The sequence below is a fragment of the Rhodoplanes sp. Z2-YC6860 genome (genome assembly GCF_001579845.1).
Classification (GTDB): Bacteria; Pseudomonadota; Alphaproteobacteria; order Rhizobiales; family Xanthobacteraceae; genus Z2-YC6860.
In genome coordinates, this window is sequence record NZ_CP007440.1 from 6,187,030 (window position 1) to 6,206,865 (window position 19,836).

17 protein-coding genes are annotated in these 19,836 nt (G+C 64.5%); 9 read left to right on the plus strand and 8 right to left on the minus strand.

The features are described from left to right. The first annotated feature begins 317 nt into the window (after positions 1-317). The 6 genes from RHPLAN_RS28960 to RHPLAN_RS28985 are packed head-to-tail and all read left to right on the plus strand — an operon-like array spanning position 318 to position 8,788. A complete protein-coding gene (locus RHPLAN_RS28960; protein ID WP_068025669.1) occupies positions 318-1,634 on the plus strand; it encodes a CmpA/NrtA family ABC transporter substrate-binding protein in 1,317 nt (438 codons plus the stop codon). Positions 1,635-1,693: 59 nt separating this feature from the next. Then, positions 1,694-2,593, plus strand: coding sequence for a nitrate ABC transporter permease (ntrB, locus tag RHPLAN_RS28965; protein ID WP_068025671.1), 900 nt, complete (start codon positions 1,694-1,696; stop codon positions 2,591-2,593). 24 nt (positions 2,594-2,617) lie between these two features. Continuing rightward, positions 2,618-3,418: an ABC transporter ATP-binding protein gene (locus RHPLAN_RS28970; RefSeq protein ID WP_068025673.1), complete on the plus strand. Its 801-nt coding sequence runs from the start codon at positions 2,618-2,620 to the stop codon at positions 3,416-3,418. A 5-nt stretch (positions 3,419-3,423) separates the two neighbouring features. Then, positions 3,424-5,031, plus strand: coding sequence for a sulfite reductase subunit alpha (locus RHPLAN_RS28975; RefSeq protein WP_068025675.1), 1,608 nt, complete (start codon positions 3,424-3,426; stop codon positions 5,029-5,031). Between the two features lie 2 nt (positions 5,032-5,033). Further along, the gene (locus RHPLAN_RS28980; protein WP_068025679.1) at positions 5,034-7,700 is read left to right on the plus strand and encodes a nitrate reductase; all 2,667 of its coding nucleotides are present in this window, start codon (positions 5,034-5,036) and stop codon (positions 7,698-7,700) included. Beyond that, positions 7,697-8,788, plus strand: coding sequence for a siroheme synthase family protein (locus RHPLAN_RS28985; protein ID WP_084245808.1), 1,092 nt, complete (start codon positions 7,697-7,699; stop codon positions 8,786-8,788). Before RHPLAN_RS28980 ends, RHPLAN_RS28985 begins: the two co-directional genes overlap by 4 nt. 3 nt (positions 8,789-8,791) lie before the next feature. Here RHPLAN_RS28985 and RHPLAN_RS28990 read toward each other — a convergent pair whose 3' ends face one another. The 8 genes from RHPLAN_RS28990 to RHPLAN_RS29025 form a co-directional block, all read right to left on the minus strand. Continuing rightward, complete coding sequence (locus RHPLAN_RS28990) at positions 8,792-9,571, minus strand: ABC transporter ATP-binding protein (protein WP_068025685.1); 780 nt, start codon at positions 9,569-9,571, stop codon at positions 8,792-8,794. Positions 9,572-9,635: 64 nt separating this feature from the next. Beyond that, on the minus strand, positions 9,636-10,409 hold the full coding sequence (locus RHPLAN_RS28995; RefSeq protein ID WP_068025687.1) for an ABC transporter permease: 774 nt from the start codon (positions 10,407-10,409) through the stop codon (positions 9,636-9,638). Between the two features lie 13 nt (positions 10,410-10,422). After that, positions 10,423-11,412 (minus strand): ABC transporter substrate-binding protein, encoded by a 990-nt coding sequence (locus tag RHPLAN_RS29000; protein WP_068025689.1) that lies wholly within the window; start codon positions 11,410-11,412, stop codon positions 10,423-10,425. Between the two features lie 26 nt (positions 11,413-11,438). After that, a complete protein-coding gene (locus RHPLAN_RS29005; RefSeq protein ID WP_068025691.1) occupies positions 11,439-12,416 on the minus strand; it encodes an amidohydrolase family protein in 978 nt (325 codons plus the stop codon). Positions 12,417-12,504: 88 nt separating this feature from the next. After that, positions 12,505-14,907, minus strand: coding sequence for a xanthine dehydrogenase family protein molybdopterin-binding subunit (locus RHPLAN_RS29010; RefSeq protein ID WP_068025693.1), 2,403 nt, complete (start codon positions 14,905-14,907; stop codon positions 12,505-12,507). Beyond that, a complete protein-coding gene (locus tag RHPLAN_RS29015) occupies positions 14,904-15,398 on the minus strand; it encodes a (2Fe-2S)-binding protein (RefSeq protein ID WP_068025702.1) in 495 nt (164 codons plus the stop codon). Before RHPLAN_RS29015 ends, RHPLAN_RS29010 begins: the two co-directional genes overlap by 4 nt. Next, positions 15,395-16,270, minus strand: a complete 876-nt coding sequence (locus RHPLAN_RS29020; protein ID WP_068025703.1) for an FAD binding domain-containing protein — start codon at positions 16,268-16,270, stop codon at positions 15,395-15,397. Before RHPLAN_RS29020 ends, RHPLAN_RS29015 begins: the two co-directional genes overlap by 4 nt. Positions 16,271-16,297: 27 nt before the next feature. Further along, positions 16,298-17,086 carry a class II aldolase/adducin family protein gene (locus RHPLAN_RS29025; RefSeq protein ID WP_068025704.1) on the minus strand — a complete coding sequence of 263 codons (789 nt, stop codon included), beginning with the start codon at positions 17,084-17,086 and terminating at the stop codon, positions 16,298-16,300. 113 nt (positions 17,087-17,199) lie between these two features. On the opposite strand from RHPLAN_RS29025, the gene RHPLAN_RS29030 reads away from it, so the two are divergent. The 3 genes from RHPLAN_RS29030 to RHPLAN_RS29040 all read left to right on the plus strand — a co-directional run bounded on the left by RHPLAN_RS29030 (position 17,200) and on the right by RHPLAN_RS29040 (position 19,836). Next, positions 17,200-18,000 carry an HpcH/HpaI aldolase family protein gene (locus RHPLAN_RS29030; RefSeq protein ID WP_068025706.1) on the plus strand — a complete coding sequence of 267 codons (801 nt, stop codon included), beginning with the start codon at positions 17,200-17,202 and terminating at the stop codon, positions 17,998-18,000. A 228-nt stretch (positions 18,001-18,228) separates the two neighbouring features. After that, positions 18,229-19,215 carry a tripartite tricarboxylate transporter substrate binding protein gene (locus RHPLAN_RS29035; RefSeq protein ID WP_198164548.1) on the plus strand — a complete coding sequence of 329 codons (987 nt, stop codon included), beginning with the start codon at positions 18,229-18,231 and terminating at the stop codon, positions 19,213-19,215. A 168-nt stretch (positions 19,216-19,383) separates the two neighbouring features. Continuing rightward, positions 19,384-19,836, plus strand: a complete 453-nt coding sequence (locus RHPLAN_RS29040; RefSeq protein WP_068025710.1) for a tripartite tricarboxylate transporter TctB family protein — start codon at positions 19,384-19,386, stop codon at positions 19,834-19,836.

Below are 19,836 nucleotides of genomic sequence, written 5' to 3' on the forward strand. Positions count from 1 at the left end.
CACAAAAAACCAACAAATTGCGATCGGCGACGGCCTCAAAAGCATTCAAAACAGGCCTGCTTCTTCGCTGTGCAGCCGCTCGTAATCCTCTGATCGGATGATGCTTTTGGCGCTCAGCCCGGATTGGCACAGCGCTTGAATAGGACCTTCCAGGATACCGGTGCGCGAGCAGCGGTGTCAGGGTCCAACGAAGGGCCACATAGCAACGCCGCTGTCCTGGGGAGGCTCTTCGCGCCTCGGGCTGCGGCTTTTTTGTTGGCTGAAACCGACACGTGCCGGCGCGTCGGCGACGGGAAACCAGAGAGGGCAACGAAGACATGACCAGCGACCGCCGAACCGGCAGCAAGACCATCAGCCGACGATCGTTCCTCAAAGCCAGCGCAGGCACCGCCGCGCTGCTCGGCGCTGTGCAAACGCAATATCCGTTCGGCGCCAACGTCGCGCAAGCGGCCGGACCGGAGGTCACCAAGGCTGTCCTCGGCTACATCGCGCTGATGGATGCCTCGCCGCTGGTGATCGCCAAAGAGAAAGGATTCTTCGCCAAGCACGGCATGCCGGACGTCGAGGTCGCCAAGCAGGCCTCCTGGGGCGCGACACGCGACAACATCGTGCTCGGCTCCGCCAACAACGGCATCGATGGCGCACACATTCTCACGCCGATGCCCTACCTGATCTCAGCCGGCAAGGTGACGCAGAACAACGTCCCGACGCCGATGTACATCCTGGCGCGGCTCAATCTCGACGCCCAGGCGATTTCGGTCGCCGGCGAATACAAGGATTTGAAAGTCACCGCCGACGCCTCGCCGCTGAAGGCCGCTTTCGAGAAGAAGAAGGCCGCCGGCAAGGAGGTCAAGATCGCCATGACTTTCCCCGGCGGCACGCACGACCTTTGGATCCGCTACTGGATCGCCGCCGGCGGCATCGATCCCGACAAGGACGTTTCGACCATCGTCGTGCCGCCGCCGCAGATGGTGGCGAACATGAAGGTCGGCAACATGGACGCCTTCTGCGTCGGCGAGCCGTGGAACGAGCAGCTCGTCAACCAGGGCATCGGCTTCACCGCCTGTACCACCGGCGAGATCTGGTCGAAGCATCCCGAGAAGGCGCTCGGTCTGCGCGCCGAATGGGTCGACAAGAATCCGAACGCCGCGAAAGCGCTGCTGATGGCCGTGATGGAGGCCCAGCAGTGGTGCGAGAAGATGGAGAACAAGGACGAGATGTCCGCCATCGTCGGCAAGCGGCAATGGTTCAACGTTCCGGTTGCCGACATCGTCGGCCGCGCCAAGGGCGACATCAATTACGGCAACGGCCGCGTCGAGAAGGGCACCAAGCAATATATGAAATTCTGGAGCGAGCACGCCTCGTATCCGTTCAAGAGCCACGACACCTGGTTCGTTACCGAGGATATCCGCTGGGGCAAGTTCGAGCCCACCACCGACGTCAAGGCGTTGGTCGACAAGGTCAACCGCGAGGACCTGTGGCGCACGGCCGCCAAGGAGCTGTCGATCGCGGCGACGGATATTCCGGCGTCGCCGTCGCGCGGCAAGGAGACCTTCTTCGACGGCAAGGTCTTCGATCCGGACAACCCGACGGCCTACCTCAAGAGCCTTTCCATCAAGCGTGTCGAGGTGTGACGGCAATTGCGCGGGCCGCTTCGAAAGGAGCGGCCCTGCACTTCGGACGGAGAAAGTCGATGAACATGCAGGCCGTTAAGACAGAAAGCGCAGCCGCAATCCCACTCGCCCCGGCCGGCGAAGTGCTGCGCCTGCCGGCGCCGAAAGCAAGCTATCTGAAAACCAAGCTGCTTCCGGCCGCGAAGGACATCGCCGCCAAGCTGATCCCGCCGCTCGTGATGATCGCACTGATCCTGCTGGTCTGGCAGATCCTCTGCTCGAAGCAGGGCGCGACGCTCCCCTCGCCGTCCAAGATCTGGAGCGAAGCCCGCGACCTGATCACCGATCCGTTCTTCGTCGCGGGTCCACAGGACATCGGGCTTGGCTGGCGCGTGCTGGTTTCGCTGCAGCGCGTCGCCATCGGCTACGGCTTCGCCGCGGTGATCGGCATCCTGCTCGGCGCTCTCGTCGGCCAGTCGGTCTGGGCGATGCGCGGGCTCGATCCGATCTTCCAGATCCTGCGCACCATCTCGCCGCTCGCCTGGCTGCCGATTTCGCTGGCCGCGTTCCGCGACAGCCAGCCGTCGGCGATCTTCGTGATCTTCATCACCGCGGTGTGGCCGATCATCATCAACACCGCGGTCGGCATCCGCAACATTCCGCAGGACTACCGCAACGTCGCCGCGGTGCTCCGGCTCAACCACTTCGAGTTCTTCGTCAAGGTGATGATCCCGTCGGCCGCGCCTTACATCTTCACGGGGCTGCGGATCGGCATCGGCCTGTCGTGGCTTGCCATCGTCGCGGCCGAAATGCTGACCGGCGGTGTCGGCATCGGCTTCTTCATCTGGGACGCGTGGAACTCCTCGCGGCTCTCCGACATCGTGGTCGCGCTGGCCTACATCGGCGGCATCGGCTTCGTGCTCGACCGCATCGTCGCCTTCGTCGCGACCATCGTCACCCGCGGCACGTCAGCCAATTAATCCGGCCAATCGAGGACAACAGCGATGCCGACCTATCCGTATCTCAAGATCGATCACGTCGACAAAAGCTTCAAGCGCGGCTCCGCCACGACCGAGGTATTGAAGGACGTCACGCTCGCCGTCGAGAAGGGCGAGTTCGTCTCGATCATCGGCCACTCCGGCTGCGGCAAGAGCACTCTGCTCAATCTGGTGGCCGGCCTCCTGCCGGTCTCGGCCGGCTGCGTGCTCCTCGAGAACAAGGAGGTCAACGAGCCTGGCCCGGATCGCGCCGTGGTGTTCCAGAACCACTCGCTGCTGCCGTGGCTCACGGTCTACGCCAACGTCAAGATTGCGGTCGACAAGGTGTTCTCTTCGACCAAGTCGAAGCAGGAGCGCCACGACTGGATCATGCACAATCTCGATCTCGTGCAGATGGGCCACGCCAAAGACAAGCGGCCGTCGGAAATTTCCGGCGGCATGAAGCAGCGCGTTGGCATCGCCCGCGCGCTGGCGATGGAGCCGAAGGTGCTCCTCCTCGACGAGCCGTTCGGCGCGCTCGATGCGCTCACGCGGGCGCATCTGCAGGACTCGGTGATGGCGATCCATGCCAAGCTCGGAAACACCGTGCTGATGATCACCCATGACGTCGACGAAGCGGTGCTGCTCTCCGATCGCATTGTGATGATGACCAATGGTCCCGCGGCGCATATCGGCGAGATCCTCGACGTGCCGCTCCCCCGGCCGCGCAAGCGTCTGACACTGGCCGGCGACGCCGCCTACGTGAAATCCCGCCAGCGGGTGTTGGAATTTCTGTACGAGCGCCATCACTACGTCGAGGCGGCCTAAAGCGCATGAACGCCCCGATCCGTCCGCCGCTGTCGTCGATCGTGCCGCAAAGCGCGCCGTTCAGCGCCGAGCAGCGCGGTTGGCTGGGCGACTTCTTCGCGGGCCTTCTGGACGCGGACTCGGTGGCTGCGTCGCCGCAGAGCGCTTCGACGTCGATGCCTGGCGAAAAAATGGGCGACGCGGAGAACGACGGCGCGCCGTGGCACGACCTCACCATGCCGCTTGCCGAGCGCATGAAGCTTGCCGAGGGCAAGGCGCTCAACCGCCGGATGATGGCTGCCATGGGTCAGCAGGACTGCGGCCAATGCGGTTATGACTGCGCACGATATGCCGACGCGATCTTCAGCAAGAACGAAGAACGCCTGAACCTCTGCGTGCCGGGTGGTAAGGAAACCACCCGGATGCTGAAGTCGCTCTATGCTGAGATCGGTTCGGCTCCGGTCTCAGAAGCCAAGTCTGAGATCAAGATTGAAGCGCCGCTGGCGGTGAGGCCCGAACGCACTCCGGGTTCCCGCGACAACCCGGCGATGGCCACCTTCGTCTCGCGCACGCGTCTCAACAAGAAAGGCTCGGCGAAAGAGACCTGGCATGTCGAGTTCGATCTCTCCGAAAGCAATCTCGATTACACGGTCGGCGATGCCTTCGGCCTGTTTCCCACCAACGATCCCGGGCTGGTCGAGGCCGTGCTCCAGGCACTCGACGCGCCGGCGGATTTCCCGATCGGCGGGCGCACGCTGCGCGAGGTGCTGACCGACGGCGTGTCGCTGTCGCCGGCCCCCGACATGCTGTTCCAGCTGTTCTCCTACATCACCGGCGGCGACCGCCGGAAGAAGGCCCAGGCGCTGGCCGCGGGCGAAGACCCCGATGGCGACGCGGCGACCCTCGACGTGCTCGCCGCGATCGAGAAATTCCGCGGCGTGCGACCTGACCCCGAGGCGTTGGTTGAAGCGCTCGATCCGTTGCAGCCGCGGCTCTACTCGATCTCGTCGTCGCCCAAGGCCATCAAGGGGCGCGTCTCGCTCACCGTCGATGCGGTGCGCTACGACGTCAACAAGCGCACCCGGCTCGGCGTCGCCTCGACCTTCCTTGCCGGACGCATTAATCCTGGCGGCAAGCTCCGTGTCTATGTGCAGAAGGCGCACGCCTTCAGCCTCCCCGCCGATCCAAAGGCGCCGATCATCATGATCGGGCCCGGCACCGGCGTCGCGCCATTCCGCGCCTTCCTGCAGGAGCGGATGGCCACCAAAGCACCCGGAAAGAACTGGCTGTTCTTCGGCCATCAGAAGCGCGACTTCGATTTCTTCTATGAGGACGAGCTCAACGGCATGAAGGCCGCGGGCGTGCTCACACGGCTCTCGCTCGCCTGGTCGCGCGACGGAGACGAGAAGTTCTACGTCCAGGACCGCATGCTGCAGGCTGGCCGCGAGGTCTGGACCTGGATCGCCGACGGCGCCCACATCTATGTCTGCGGCGATGCTCAGCGCATGGCGAAGGACGTCGAGCGCGCGCTGATCGACATCGTCGCCACACACGGCGCGCGCACCACCAATGAAGCCGTTCACTTCATCGCCGAGTTGAAGAAGGCCGGGCGCTATCAGGCGGACGTCTACTGATCATGCACGCGCCGGTCCCACTCCCGCCTCCCGTCCGCACCGCCTGCCCGTATTGCGGCGTCGGCTGCGGCGTGCTGGCGCGGCCGGATGGCTCGGGCGGCGCGATCACCACCGGCGATCCCGATCATCCGGCGAATTCGGGACGGCTCTGTTCGAAGGGCTTTGCGCTGGAAGAGACGCTTGGCCTCCGCGGCCGGCTCCTTCATCCGATGCTGCGTCGCGCCGACAAGAGCTACGCGGAGGTCGATTGGGACACGGCAACCGCAGCGGTCGCCGATGGCTTCCGCAAAGTCATCGATCGGCATGGCCCCGGCGCGGGCGCGTTCTATCTTTCGGGTCAGTTGCTGACCGAGGACTATTACGTCGCGAACAAGCTCGCCAAAGGCTTCCTCGGCACCGCCAACGTCGACACCAATTCGCGGCTTTGCATGGCATCGACGGTAGCCGGCCATCGTCGCGCCTTCGGCGAGGACGTCGTACCGGGAAGCTACGAAGACCTCGACCAGGCGAACCTCGTGGTGCTGGTCGGCTCCAACACGGCCTGGTGCCATCCGGTGCTGTTCCAGCGCATCGCGCGGAACCGCAAGGAGCGCAGCGCCAGAATCGTGGTGATCGATCCGCGCCGCACCGTGACCGGCGACGAGGCCGATCTTTTTCTGGCCATCGCACCCGGCAGCGACACCGCATTGTTCTCGGGCCTCCTTGTGTATCTCGCCGAGGTCGGCGCGCTCGACCAGCGTTATATCGACGCTCATACGAATGGCTTTGCCGAGGCGCTGATGCGCGCGAGAGAGATCGCGCCCGACGCGGCAGCGACCGCCGCGGCCACCGGCCTCGACGAGGGCGAGATCGCGCAGTTCTTCCAGCTTTTTCGCTCCAAGGAAAAGGTCGTCACCTGCTTCTCGCAAGGGGTGAACCAGTCGGCGCAGGGCACCGACAAGGTCAACGCCATCATCAATTGCCATCTCGCCACCGGCCGCATCGGCAAGCCCGGCATGGGGCCGTTCTCGCTGACCGGCCAGCCCAACGCGATGGGCGGACGCGAGGTTGGCGGCCTCGCCAACATGCTTGCGGCGCACATGGGCTTCGCACCTGACGAGGTCGATCGGGTGCGCCGGTTCTGGAACGCGCCACGCATGGCCGAGCGCGAGGGACTCAAGGCCGTGCAGATGTTCGAGGCCATCGAACGGGGCGAGATCAAGGCGCTGTGGGTGATGGCCACGAACCCCGCGGTGTCGCTGCCGCGCGCCGGAGCGATGGGAGAGGCATTGAACAAGCTCGACCTGTTCGTCGTGTCTGAGAACATGTTGAGCAACGACACGGTGTCGGCTGCGCCGCACGTGCTCCTGCCCGCCGCCGCGTGGGGCGAGAAGGACGGCACGGTGACCAATTCCGAACGGCGCATCAGCCGGCAGCGCGCTTTCCTGCCAATGCCCGAAGAGGTGAAGCCCGACTGGTGGATCATCGCGCAGGTGGCGCGGCAACTCGGTTATGGCGACGCGTTTTCCTATCGCAACGCCGCCGGGATCTTCCGCGAGCACGCGGCGCTGTCCGCGTTCGAGAATGACGGCGCCCGCGTCTTCGACCTCGGCGGGCTTTCGAATGCGCCCGACGAGGACTACGACGCGTTGGAGCCGGTGCAATGGCCGGTGCGCGCGAGCCAAACCGTCGGGACCGAACGGCTGTTTGCCGACGGGCAGTTCAGCACTCCGGATCGGAAGGCGCGTTTCATCGCGCCCGAGCGCCCGGCGCTCCGCGAAGACATCAGCGCCGATTTTCCGCTGCGGCTCAACACCGGGCGATTGCGCGATCAGTGGCACACCATGACGCGTTCAGGGCAAAGCCCGAGGCTCGGCTCGCACAAGCCCGAGCCCTTCGCGGAGATCCATCCGCTCGATGCCAAGATTTATGGCCTGAGCAACGGCGGCTTCGTCCGTGTCCACAGCCGGCATGGATCGTGCTTGCTCAAGGTCGTGACCAGCGCCGGCCAGCAACGCGGCTCGATCTTTGCGCCGATCCATTGGAGCGCAGCCAACGCGTCGTGCGCTCGTGTCGGCGATCTGGTGGCCCCGGAAACCGATCCGTTCTCCGGGCAGCCGGAGGCCAAGGCCACGCCCGTCGCCGTGGAGCGTGTGGATTTCACCTATCGCGGCTTTGCGCTGTCGCGCGAGGCACTGCCCTTCCCGCGCGACAGCTGGTGGATCGAACTCGCTTTGCCCGACATCACCGGCTACGCCTTCGCCAGCAACGACGCCCCAGCCGCATGGCGCGAGCTCGCGCCGAACCTTTTTCCCGACGCGACGCTGACCGAGTATGTCGACCGGCGGCGCGGCATCTATCGCGCCGCAGCTTTCAACGGCGAACAGCTCGAAGGCGCGCTGTTCCTGGGGCCCGCTGAAGCGCCACCGCAATGGCGCGAGCTCGGCCAAATGACCGGCCGTATGGGACTGAGCGAGCCTGGGCAGATCGTCTGCGCCTGTTTCAGCGTCGGCCTTTCCGCCATTCAGGAAACGCTTGCATCTGGCAAGGCGGCCACCGCCGCTGAGATCGGCAAGGCGCTTCGCGCCGGCACCAAGTGCGGCACGTGCCTGCCGGAAATCGAAAGCATCGCCACTCACGAACTCAATGCGAAGAAACCGAGCAACCTCGAAGGAGCGTTTCTCCGATGACCGCCACACTGACGACGCATGCAATTCCTCACACACCGCCGGCGCGCATGGAGCCGCTGGCACGGCTGCCGGTGTTCTTCGCGCTGGAAGGCCGCCGCGCCCTGGTCGCCGGCGGCACGCAAGGCGCAGCCTGGAAGGCGGAGCTTCTGTCAGCCGCAGGCGCCGAGGTCTCGGTCTATGCGCCGGAAACCTGCGATCACATCGTGGCGCTCGCGATCGATCCGCCGCAGGGCACCGTCACCATCCAGCGCCGCGCCTGGACGCCGGCGGACATGGCCGGCATGGCGATCGCGGTCGGCGCCTTCGACAATGACGAGGACGCGCGGCGCTTCTCCGACGCCGCACGCGCGGCCGGTGTTCCGGTCAACGTCGTCGACAATCCGAAATTCTGCGACTTCTCGTTCGGCGCCATCGTCAACCGTTCGCCGCTCGTGATCGGCATCTCCACCGACGGCGCGTCACCGGTGTTCGGCCAGGCCATCCGCGGCAAGCTCGAAACCTTGATCCCGCGAGGCTTTGCCCGCTGGGCCGAGATGGCGCGGCGCTGGCGTTCCGATCTCAAGGCCACCGGTCTGTCGTTCAACGCCAAGCGGCGGTTCTGGCAGTTGTTCACCGAGCGCGCCGTGAAGCACCCTGACGCGGAGCCAGAGGGCTCCGACTATGACCTCCTGCTCGAGCAGACTCGGACCGAGGGCGAGCGCGTCGAACACGGCACCGTCACGCTGGTGGGCGCCGGCCCCGGCGATCCGGAGCTCCTGACGCTGCGCGCGATGCGCGCGCTGCAGTCGGCCGACGTGATCCTGTTCGACGAACGGGTGTCTATGGAGACGCTGGATTTCGCGCGGCGCGAAGCGAAGAAGCTTCTGGTTGGCAGGGCTGGTGACGATGTCGCCGAACTGATGGTCGGACTCGCCAAGGCCGGCCGCCGCGTGGTGCGGCTCAGCGGCGCGGACGTTATGAACAATACGGATGATGTGCTTGCGGGCTGCAGGAAGGCCGGCATCGCTATCGAAGTGGTGCCGGGCGTCACGTCTGCCGGTCTGAAGGAAACGCCGCAAGCCGGCAGCGCCGAAACCCGCGTGGCGTAAGCACTATTCGGCCGGTTTGGCTTCCTTGGCCTCGAGGCCCAGCACCTTCAGGATTTCGTCCTGGATCGGCTGGCGACCGGTGGTGCGCGCAGCTTCATCAAGCCGCGTCTCGTAGGCGATGCGCGCTGGGCGGTGAAACACCATCACACGGTCGCCGATGTCCATCGCCTCGTTGATGTGATGGGTGATGAACACCGCGGTCTTGCCGTTCTGCTTCACGAGGCGGACGAACTCGGCGCGCAGGTCGCGCGCGGTCATCTCGTCGAGCGCCGAGAATGGTTCGTCGCAGAGCAGGATATCCGGTTCGACCGCAAAGGCCCGCGCGATCGAAACGCGCTGGCGCATGCCGCCCGACAGCGCATGCGGCCAGTCGTTCTCGTGACCCGACAGGCCGAGCCGCGCCAGCCAGCGCTTGGCGATCGCCACGGCGTCGCTGTGCTTCCGATCGAGGATTTCGAGCCCGAGCACAACGTTGTCGAGCGCCGAGCGCCACGGCATCAGCCGGTCGTTCTGGAACACGATTCCGATCTTGCCACGGAAGAAATTGAACTCCCGGAACGGATCGTGGCCAGTGACGCTCACCGTGCCGCTGGTCGGCTCGATCAGACCCGAAAGCAGGTTGAACATCGTCGACTTGCCGCAGCCGGTCTTGCCCAGCACCGCGATGATCTCGCCCTTGTCGATGGTAAAGGACAGCTTGTCGACGGCCGTGAACGTCCCCGAGCCGTCCGGCTTGGTGAAGTCCTTCGAGACGTTGTCGAAGCGGATCAGCGGTTCGGCCATAGAGCTTTCTCATTGAGCATGATCTTGTCCGAAAACCGGTTCCCACTTTTCGGGATCATGCTCGTCACGCCGCCCGCTCGGAAACCGGCCGGTAACGCAGAAGCCAGTTCTCGACCCAAACGATGACCTGCTGAACGACAAGGACAAAGAGAACGAGCTGGATGGTCCAGGCGAGCGCGCCGGCCATATCGAACAATTGCTGCTGGCGCAGAAGCTCGTAGCCGACGCCGCCGGTCGCGCCGACGAGCTCGGCCACCACGACGACGCGCGCCGCGCTGCCGAGGTTGATCTTCCATGCCGTGAGAATGCCCGGAATGATCGTCGGCACGATCAGCACGCGGAACAGCGTCCAGCCGCTCGGCCGGAACGACATGGTCATCTCGAACAGGTCCTTGGACATCGAGCGATAGGAATCGATCACCTGGAACGTGAACGCCGGCAGCGTCGTGATGATCATGATGAAGGCGATGCGGAACTCGGTGCCTTTGAACCAGATGATGGCAACGATCACCCAGGACAGCGCCGGGATGCCCTGCAGGAACACCAGGAACGGCGTGACGTAGCTTTCGATCTTGGGATAACGGCCGATCGGGATCGCGAGCAGCGAACCGAAGACGAAGGCGCCGGCAAGACCGATGAAGATACGCAACGCAGTTTCCAGAACCTGTGACAGCTCCGACCACGTCACCAGGATATGCCAGGTGCGCGCAATGATCTTCTGGATCGGCGGAAACAGGTAGTCCGGAAAGAAGTAGGACGCGATCTGCCAGGCGGCCAGCAGCACCACGATGCTGGCGGACGCCTGGAGAAACTGTCTGATGCGTGGACTGACGCTCATCGGCGCGAAGATATCACTTCAACGGCTTGTCGTAGATCGAGGCGTCCGACGGCATGCTCGGCAGATAGTTGGTATCCATACCGGCCTTATAAACCGCCTGGATGTCCTTCTTGATGTCGCCGGCCTTGGTAAGTTTCATGGCGAGCCGTTCATTCGACTTGATCATCGCGGCGACGGCCTTCAACTCCTCGGGCGCGGCGCCCTTGGCCAGGAGCGGCGCGGCCTCTTCCGGATTCTTCTGCACCCATTCCACCGCGGCCTTGTAGATGGTGTAGAGCTTCTGCACCTTGTCCGGGTTGGCATCGGCCCAGTCGCTGTGCGCGCCGACACCGAGATACGGGATGGTGCCGCCGCCGGCAAAGTCCTTCCAGGCCTTCTCGATGTTGAGATCGACGAGGCGGATGCCGGGTTTCTTGGTGATCAGGAGCGTGTACGCCGGCTCCCAGATCTGGATGGCGTCTGCGCGATCCGCGATGGCGTAGCTGATCAAGCCGGGCGGTGCGGTGTTGACGACTTTGATCTTGGACAGGTCAACGCCTGCGCGCTTCTCGAAGAACTCCGACATCTGATAGTTCGTGGTGGAGCGTGCGCCGGCGAGTTCCTTGCCTTCCAGGTCCTTCAGCGTCTTGACGTTGTCGCGCGAGGTGACCACCGTGCCCCAGAAGTCGAACAGGTTGAACAGGTACTTCACCTTAACGCCGCGCACATCGGCGAGACCCATGGTGGTCAGCGAGGCGCTGCCGCCGACCTTGAACTCGCCCGAGTTGAACTGTGTCGCGTAGGCGTCGGGCGTGCGCTCCTCGAAATTGATGTCGAGGCCGTTCGCGATATCAAACTTCTGCGCCTTGATCACTGGTGGCAACAGCGCGCCGAGGGAGGGCGGCGCGAAGATCACGATGGTGAGCTTCTCGACTGCTTGCGCATAAGCGCTCGACAGGGAGCCGAAGGCCAATGCCGATGCAGCCAGAGCCAGCACCGGCAGCCGGGTAAGATTTGTTTTCATGTCGCCCTCCCTTTGAATTCGCTCTTTCAGTTGATCCGGAACAGCTTCGCGGCTGTCCCGCCGCTGATCGCCGCCACCTGATCCGGTTTCAGGCCTGCTTTGTTGACGATATCCATCGGCTCGTGATCGCCGATCGGAAATGGCATGTCCGAACCGAGCATGACACGGTCTGCGCCCATCATCTCGATGACAAAACGCAGCACCCGCGGGTCGTGCTCGATGGTGTCCGTATAAAGGCGGTTCAGCGCCTCCATCGGATCGTGGGTGCCCGGCGTGATGCTGTGGTTGCGCTTGAGGCGGCCGACGACGATCGGCAGGCCACCTGCGGCGATCGGCACGAAGATCTTGGCGTTCTTGTATCGCGTCACATGCCCGCTCATGGCGAGCCGCGAGATCGCCACCACCGCATCGGCGACGCGGCCGACGCCGTTGGCGAGGCCGTAGTCATGCACGCGGCTTTCGCCCGCATCGAAGGCCGGATGGATGTGGATCACCGCGCCGGTGTCGTCGGCGACCTTCCAGAACGGCTCCAGGTCGGGCGCGTCGAGCACGCTGCCGATGCCGCGCGGCAAGGTCGAGATCATCGTCCCTCTGAAGCCTGCGGCCATCGCCGCCTTCAGCACGGACGCCGCGCGGGCGCCGTCCTGGAGCGGCAACGTCGCCAGCGGCACGAACTTCGGCTCGGCCTTGCTGGCCGAGAGCAGTGCGTCGTTGAACATCCGGCACCAGGTCTCACCCTCGGCCGCAGGCAGATCGCTGCCGAACCAGTCCGGCCAGCCGCCGTTCACCTGCTTGTCGATACCCTGCTTCTGCATCCAGGCAAGACGGCCAGTGACATCGCTCAGGCCCTTCATCGCAGGCCGCGACGGCTTGGCATTGCCGAAGCCCAGCGCCAGGCCGTGCTCGTTGTCGATGATCTTCAGCGACGGCAGCTTCGGACCTTCCTTGCGGATGGTATTGAGCAGGTCCGGCGGGATCAGATGGCCGTGGGTATCGATGATCATTCCGTCTTCCAATCGTTGCTTTGAACTCAACTCTCTCCGTTCGTCCCCACGAAAGCAGGGACGAACGGAGAGAGTTTGCCTTTCACTTCTATATCGCTTTCCCTTCGCGCGCCGCGGCGATCATGTCGCCGAGCCGCGCCACCTTGATGGGAAGCGAATTCACCACGATGCCGAGCGGCCGGATCGCATCGTTGACCGCGCTCGCCACCGCCGCCGGCGCGCCGAGATAGCCGCTTTCGCCCGAACCCTTCTGCCCGAACACCGTCAGCGGCGACGGGGTTTCGTGGTGCACGATCTCGACCGGCGGCACTTCATGGGCGGACGGCAGCAGATAATCCATGAAATTCTGCGCCACCAGCAGGCCGTCGTCGTTATAGGCGAACTCCTCGTACAGAGCAGCGCCTATTCCGTGGGCAATGCCGCCCATGGTCATGCCGCGCACGATCTTCGGATTGATCACGACGCCGCAGTCGTGGCCGATGACATAGCGCTTGATCTCGGGCTTGCCGAGCTCGGGGTCGATGGTCACCAGCATCAGATGGAACTCAAACGAGTAGCACGGATACATCTGCACCCGGCCGTCCGCGGTCGGCAGGCCGCCGCCGGTCGGCACCGGCATGATGTGGCTCACCGACAGCCCGGGCTCCATGTCCGGCGGCAGGCGGTGAATGTAGCGGTGGCCGATGGTGACGAGCTCGGTCCAGGTCCGCTTCTTGTCCGGCAACGACGCGTCGAACACATCGCCGTTTTGATAGGTCATCCGTTCAAGCGGCACGCCGAGATCGTGCGCCGCGATGGCGACGAGCTTGGCCTTGAGCTTTTTGGCTGCATGGAACGCGGCGCCACCCAGCATGATCGCCATGCGGCTGCCGACCGGACTGTTGCTCGGTAGTGAATTGAGCGAGTCCGCGCGCACGACCCGCACCTTGTCAGGATCGACCTCCAGCACCTCGCCGACCACCGTGCCGACCAGGGTCTCATGGCCCTGCCCCGCCGACGTCGTGTGCATGGTCGCCGTGATCGAACCAACGAGGTCGATGCTGATGCGGCAGGAGTCCATCCAGGTCGTGGTGCCGACCTTGGGATTGAGCAGCGGCTCGAACGACGAGTTGCCGCCGGAGGGCTCGAGGCACGACGCAATGCCGATGCCGGCGAGCGTGCCCGCTTCGCGCAGCCGGTCGCGTTCGGCGACCAGGGCCTCATAGCCGGCCTTGGCCAGCACCTTTTCGATCACGGCCTGATAATTGCCGCTGTCGTAGGTCGAGCCGCTCGGAATGAGGTATGGAAAATCATCGGGCCGGATCATATTGCGCTGGCGCACTTCGAGCCGGTCGAGGCCAAGCTTGTTGGCGACCTCCTCGATGGTGCGCTCGATCGCGTAGTTGGTCGGAGACTGCCCGAACGCGCGCACCGCCTCCTGCACGGTCTTGTTCGAGAGCACCGCGATCGCCTGGTACTGCACGCTCTTGATCTTGTAAGGCCCGACGATGGCGCCGACCGGCTTGCCCAATTGAAACGGCGAGCGGCCCGCATAGGCGCCGACATTGTCGAGCGCCCGCATCTTCATCGAGCGGATGATGCCTTGGTTGTCGAACGCCACCTCGACGTCGAAGTTGCGCTCCGGCCCGTGCATGTCGCCGCCGCGCATGTTCTCGAGCCGGTCCTCGATGAAGCGGATCGGCATGCCGAGACGGCGCGTCAAATAGGCGACCAGAATGGTGTGCTTGATGCCGCGCTTGACGCCATAGCTGCCGCCGACATCGACGTCGTAGTGCACGCGCACCGACGACATCGGCAGCTTCATCGTCATCGCGATCTGGTCGGGATATTTCGGCATCTGGATCGAAGCCCAGACGTCGAGCATCTCCCGCCAGGGGTCCCAGCTTGCCGTGACGCCGAAGGTCTCGACCGGCACGGTGGCGCTGCGGCCCCATTTCACGACATGACGGAATTTGTGCGGGCTCGCCGTGAAATCCTTCTCGACCTCGCCCCACACGAAGGTGCGGTCGAGCAGCACGTTCGTGCCATGGGCCGGGTGGACCAGCACGCCGCCCTTGTAGGCCTGTTCGCCATCGAGAACGAAGGGCAGCGGTTCGTATTCGACCGCAATCAGCTCGGCCGCGTCCTCGGCGAGCGCCCGGCTGTCTGCGACCACCGCCGCGACCCATTCGCCGGCATAGCGTGCCACATCGACCGCCAAGGGCCTTCGCGGCACGTTCGGTGTTTCCAAGCCGGACGCGAGCACGTTGGTCGCACCGGCCAGCTCGGCGCCGTCGAGCACGTAGTGCACGCCCGGCATGGCCAGCGCTGCGGACTTATCGATCGAGACGATCTTCGCCGCCGGGTGCGGACAGGTCACCAGCGCGACATGCTTGACGCCTTGCGGCACGATATCGGCGGCGAAATTGCCCTTGCCGACCACGAACCGGCGGTCCTCGCGCACGCGACGATCGGAGGAGATGAAGCGGAATCTTTTTTCCGGCGCGCTCATGGTGTCGCGTCCTGTGGCTGGTTCTGGCCACGCATCCGTTCGGCCGCGAGCGCGATCGCCTCAACGATCTGCGCGTAGCCGGTGCAGCGGCAGATGTTGCCGGAGATCGCGTCGACGATCTCCTCGCGGGTCGGCGCGGCGTTCTTCAACAGCAGCGAATGCGCGGCGAGGATCATCGCCGGTGTGCAGTAGCCGCACTGCATGCCGTGTGTCTCGCAGAACGCGTCCTGCAGAATCGAAAGTTCGCCAGGCCCAGGCGAAAGGCCCTCGATGGTGGTGATGGCATAACCATCGGCCTGCACGGCGAACATCAGGCAGGAGCGCACCGCGGTGCCGTCGATCAGCACCGTGCAGGCGCCACAGACCCCGTGCTCACAGCCGGCATGGGCGCCGTTGAGCTGAAGCTTGTCCCGCAGACAGTCGAGCAGGCTGGTGCGCGGCTCGACCTCGACGGTGCGGGTCTCTGCATTGATGTCGAGCTCGACCTTCATGAACGCCCCGCAGCGGATTGGTAGGCGTCGGCGACGGCACGCACCACCATGGTGACGGCGACCCGGCGGCGATAGTCGGCCGAAGCGTGCAGATCGGCCAGCATCTCGACATCGGCGAGCGCCGCCTTGGCGGCCGCCCGAACCCTGGCCTCGTCGAAAGCGATGCCGATCAATGTGTCGGCCACCGCGTCGAGCCGCATCGGCACTGCCGTCGCAGCGCCCAGACCGATCGTCGCGCTCGTGCACAATCCTTCGGCATCGAGCGCGAGCTGTGCCGCGGCGGACACAAACGCAAAATCGCTCTGCCTTGCGTTGACCTCATGAAAGCCCACGCCCACCCGCGGCTCGTGCCAGACCGGAAAGCTCACCGACTTGAGACAGGCTGCGAGCGGCAGCGACGTCACCATCGGCCCCAGGAAAAACTCGGCGGCCGGCATTTCATGATCCTTGCCGTTCTCCCGCCAGACCAGCGTCGCTTCGAGGGTAACGGCGACCAGCACGATCTCGGCCGCGGCGTCGCCGTTGGCGATCGAGCCGCCGACGGTGCCGCGCGCCCGGGTCGCGCTGTGCCCGACAAAAGGCATCACCTTGGCGAGCAGCGGAACCTTCGCGCCGATCAGCGGATCGCTCTCGATCACATGCTGTTTCGTCGCCGCCCCGACCACCACGGAGGCGCCCTGCTCCCGCACGAACGAGAGCCCCGGAATGCGAGCGATATCAATGAGCCGGGTCGGCCGGGCAAGCCGCATGGCCATCAGCGGCACCAGCGTCTGGCCGCCCGCGATCACGCGTGCGCCATCGTCAGCGGCAAGCATGGCGCAGGCCTCATCGATGTCCGCCGGACGGGAGTATTCAAACGGTGCGGGCTTCATCGGCGGACGATTGGCACAATCCCGGTCTTAGTGCCAGTACGGCGGATAGGCGGAATTCTTCTGCTCAGCGTCGAGAAGCCGCAGCATGGCCGGCCATTCCAGCACGCCGTAGGGCCGCCGCGTGCCCGGCTGGTAGAGATGCGCGGTGTGCGCCAGCACGTTCTCGCCCGGCACATTGAGCTCCGTGCGTGCCGCCATGGCATCGACCTGGGAGCGGCAGGATTGCTCAAGCTGGTACATCAGATTGAAGGCCTCCGGCACCGACGGCCCGCAGGTGAGCAGGCCGTGGTTCTTCATGACAAGCGCGTTGTGTTCGCCGAGGTCATCCACGATCCGCTCGCGCTCTTCGAGATCGACCGCCGGTCCCTCGAAGTCGTGATAGCCGATGTGGTTGTGAAAGCGGATCGAGGTCTGCGACAGCGGCAGAAGCCCGCAGTTCATCGCCGACACCGCGATACCGGCGCGGGTGTGGGTGTGCAGCACGCATTTGACGTCCGGCCGCGCCTTGTGGATCGCACCGTGGATCACATAGCCGGACTTGTTGATGCCGTAATCGGTATCGGGCTTGTGGATGATCTCGCCCTCGACATCGATTTTCACCAGGCTCGACGCGGTGATCTCCTTGTAGAGGAGCCCATAGAGGTTGATCAGCAGGTGCTCGGTGCCGGGAATCCGCGACGTGACGTGGTTGTAGATCAGGTCCGTCATCCCATACTGATCGATCAGCCGGTAGCAGGCGGCAAGCTCGACCCGGGCCGTCCACTCCTCGGGCGACACCTGGTCTTTGACCGACTTGAAGTTGGTATCGTACTTCATGACACTCCGGTCCCCAGGGCTGGCGTAGCGGGCTGGCGTTTCCTCAAAGCCAGCATACCCCCTGCCCCGAGGCCCGGCCAAGCGCATTGGCCGCATATCCGGAGTGCCCCCTCTTGAGCCCAGCCAGCGACCTGTTGCGGAACCCCGTCAAAGAAAAGCTCGCCCGCGGCGAGGTCGTCTCCTCCATGACGGTACGGCTCAGCCGATCGATCGAGATCGCCCGGATCGCCAAGACCGCGGGCTTCGACATGCTTTACATCGACCTGGAGCATTCGCCGCTGACGCTCGATGCCACAGGGCAGATTTGCATGTCCTGTCTGGACCTCGGCGTGATGCCCGCTGTGCGGGTGCCGGCCAATACACCTGACTATATTTCACGCATTCTCGATGCTGGCGCGCTCGGCGTCATCGCACCCCATGTGCGTTCGGCCGCAGAGGCTCGCGAGGTGGTCAAGGCCGCAAAGCTCCCCCCGCTCGGCGAGCGCTCCAACACCGGCGCGTTTGCGCATCTGCGTTACCGCTCGTTTCCGGCCGAGGAGACCGCGCGGGCGATCAACGACGCGACCATGGTGATCGTGCAGTTCGAGTCGGCGGATTGCCTGCCCAAGGCCGACGAGATCGTCGCGGTCGAAGGCGTCGACATCGTGCTGGTCGGATTGAACGACATGCTGGGCGACATGGGACTCGCCGGGCAATATGACCACCCCAAGGTGCGCGAGATTTATGAGACCGTGATCGCGGCCTGCCGCCGGCACGGCAAGCACTGTGGCGTCGGCGGACTTTCGAGCAGGCCTGACCTGATGGCCGAATATGTGCGGCTGGGTGCCCGCTATGTCTCGACCGGGACCGACCTGGCATTCCTGCTCGGGGCCGCGACCGCACGGGCGAAGCAGATCCAAGAGATCAAGTTCTGAGGGCCCAGGCTCATTTTGTCGCGGGCGCGCCGGAAGATTTTCCAAGGCATTTGTTACGCCGGGGACATGATGTATCCATAAGTCCGGAAAAGGGCGACGCACGACCTCGCACGCGCGAGGATAAATAACGGCCTGGTGCGGCGGCGGCATCGACACGATGACGACGCCCGAACTGTCGGCCCAATAACGGGAGGGAAATTGATGCGATCCGTTCGTTCGAGACGCTTTGTGGCTGCAAATCTTGTAGTCGCAAGCCTTATAGCCACAAGTCTTGCCGCCGCAGGCATGCTGCTGGCACTGGCCGCACCCGCGCTGGCCCAATCCGACTATCCGAACCGCCCGGTGCGGCTGATCATCCCGTTCCCGCCGGGCGGCAGCAACGACGTGGTCGGCCGCATGATCGGCACCGCGCTCAGCGACAAGCTCGGCAAGCAGGTGATCATCGACAATCGCGCCGGCGCCGGTGGCGTGGTCGGCACCGAGATCGCCGCGCATGCGCCGCCGGACGGCTACACGCTGCTCGTGATTTCGCTCGCACACGCGGTCAATCCGTGGCTCTACAAATTGCCCTACGATCCGATCAAGGATTTCGTGCCGATCGGCATCATGGGCGCCGGACCGAACGTCGTGGTCGTGCATCCGAGCCTGCCGGTGCATTCGATCAAGGAACTCTTTGATCTCGCCAAGAAGCAGCCGGGCGAATTGCAATACGCCTCGGCCGGCATCGGCAGCTTCCAGCATCTCGGCGGCGAGTTGTTCAAGCTCGAAGCCGGCGTCGATATTCTGCATGTGCCGTTCAAGGGCGGCGGCCCATCCATGATCGACGTGATCGGCGGCCACACCAAGGTGATGTTCTCGTCGCTGGTGCAGACCACACCGCACATCAAGACCGGCAAGCTCCGCGCCATCGGCGTGGGCTCCAAGGAGCGAAGCAAGGTGCTGCCGGACGTTCCCTCGGTCTCCGAGACCGTGCCGACCTACGAGGCCGTGAACTGGTGGGGCATCGTCGCGCCGGCCGGAACGCCACAGCCCATCATTGACAAGGTCTACGCCGCACTCACCGCGGCGCAGGACTCGCCGGAAGTCGAGAAGCAGTTCGCCACCGAGGGCGCGGTGGTGATGAGAAAATCGCCGGCCGAGTTCGGCGCCTACATGGTCAGCGAAATGAAGAAGTGGGAACAGGTGGTAAAAAAGGGCGGTATCAAAGCCGAGTAGCTGTTTCCCACCACTCGTGACACACTCACCGGGCCTCATGCTGAGGAGCGTCGCGCCAGCGATGCGTCTCGAAGCATGAGGCCGCCACAGATGGGGCCGCCCCATCCTTCGAGACGCGGTGCTACGCACCGCTGCTCAGGATGAGGTCGGGGTAAGCACCGAGAATCCATGCAGCTTGAATTCCGCAGCAATCGCGACTTCTGGGCCGGCATCATGCTGATCGTGACCGGCGCGACCGCGGTCATCATCGCCCGGGACTACAACTTCGGCACCTCGCTGCGCATGGGACCGGGCTATTTCCCTACCGTGCTCGGCTCCGCATTGGTGCTGTTCGGCCTGTATTTCGTCGCGGTCGGTCTCAAGCGAAACGAAAAGATCGAAGGTAACTGGCCGCTGCGGCCGCTGATCGTGCTGCCGGCCGCGCTGGTGCTGTTCGGCCTCCTGATCGACCGCGCGGGTTTCATACCGGCGTTGCTCGCGCTGATCGTGGGGTCGGCTGCGGCCGGCACCGAATTCAAGCTTGTCGAAGTGCTGCTGCTCGCGGTCGGTCTCACCGCGTTCTGCGTGGCGCTGTTCATCTGGGGGCTGGGACTGCCCTATCCGCTCATCGTCGGTTGGTGA

Bases quoted from the DNA above. Each gene is read 5' to 3' on its own strand.
- RHPLAN_RS28960 (WP_068025669.1), top strand. From the start codon at position 318: ATGACCAGCGACCGCCGAACCGGCAGCAAGACCATCAGCCGACGATCG.
- RHPLAN_RS28970 (WP_068025673.1), top strand. From the start codon at position 2,618: ATGCCGACCTATCCGTATCTCAAGATCGATCACGTCGACAAAAGCTTC.
- RHPLAN_RS29005 (WP_068025691.1), bottom strand. From the start codon at position 12,416: ATGATCATCGATACCCACGGCCATCTGATCCCGCCGGACCTGCTCAAT.
- RHPLAN_RS29040 (WP_068025710.1), top strand. From the start codon at position 19,384: ATGCAGCTTGAATTCCGCAGCAATCGCGACTTCTGGGCCGGCATCATG.
- RHPLAN_RS29015 (WP_068025702.1), bottom strand. From the start codon at position 15,398: ATGAAGGTCGAGCTCGACATCAATGCAGAGACCCGCACCGTCGAGGTC.
- RHPLAN_RS28990 (WP_068025685.1), bottom strand. From the start codon at position 9,571: ATGGCCGAACCGCTGATCCGCTTCGACAACGTCTCGAAGGACTTCACC.
- ntrB (WP_068025671.1), top strand. From the start codon at position 1,694: ATGAACATGCAGGCCGTTAAGACAGAAAGCGCAGCCGCAATCCCACTC.
- RHPLAN_RS29000 (WP_068025689.1), bottom strand. From the start codon at position 11,412: ATGAAAACAAATCTTACCCGGCTGCCGGTGCTGGCTCTGGCTGCATCG.
- RHPLAN_RS28985 (WP_084245808.1), top strand. From the start codon at position 7,697: ATGACCGCCACACTGACGACGCATGCAATTCCTCACACACCGCCGGCG.
- RHPLAN_RS28995 (WP_068025687.1), bottom strand. From the start codon at position 10,409: ATGAGCGTCAGTCCACGCATCAGACAGTTTCTCCAGGCGTCCGCCAGC.
- RHPLAN_RS28975 (WP_068025675.1), top strand. From the start codon at position 3,424: ATGAACGCCCCGATCCGTCCGCCGCTGTCGTCGATCGTGCCGCAAAGC.
- RHPLAN_RS28980 (WP_068025679.1), top strand. From the start codon at position 5,034: ATGCACGCGCCGGTCCCACTCCCGCCTCCCGTCCGCACCGCCTGCCCG.
- RHPLAN_RS29020 (WP_068025703.1), bottom strand. From the start codon at position 16,270: ATGAAGCCCGCACCGTTTGAATACTCCCGTCCGGCGGACATCGATGAG.
- RHPLAN_RS29025 (WP_068025704.1), bottom strand. From the start codon at position 17,086: ATGAAGTACGATACCAACTTCAAGTCGGTCAAAGACCAGGTGTCGCCC.
- RHPLAN_RS29010 (WP_068025693.1), bottom strand. From the start codon at position 14,907: ATGAGCGCGCCGGAAAAAAGATTCCGCTTCATCTCCTCCGATCGTCGC.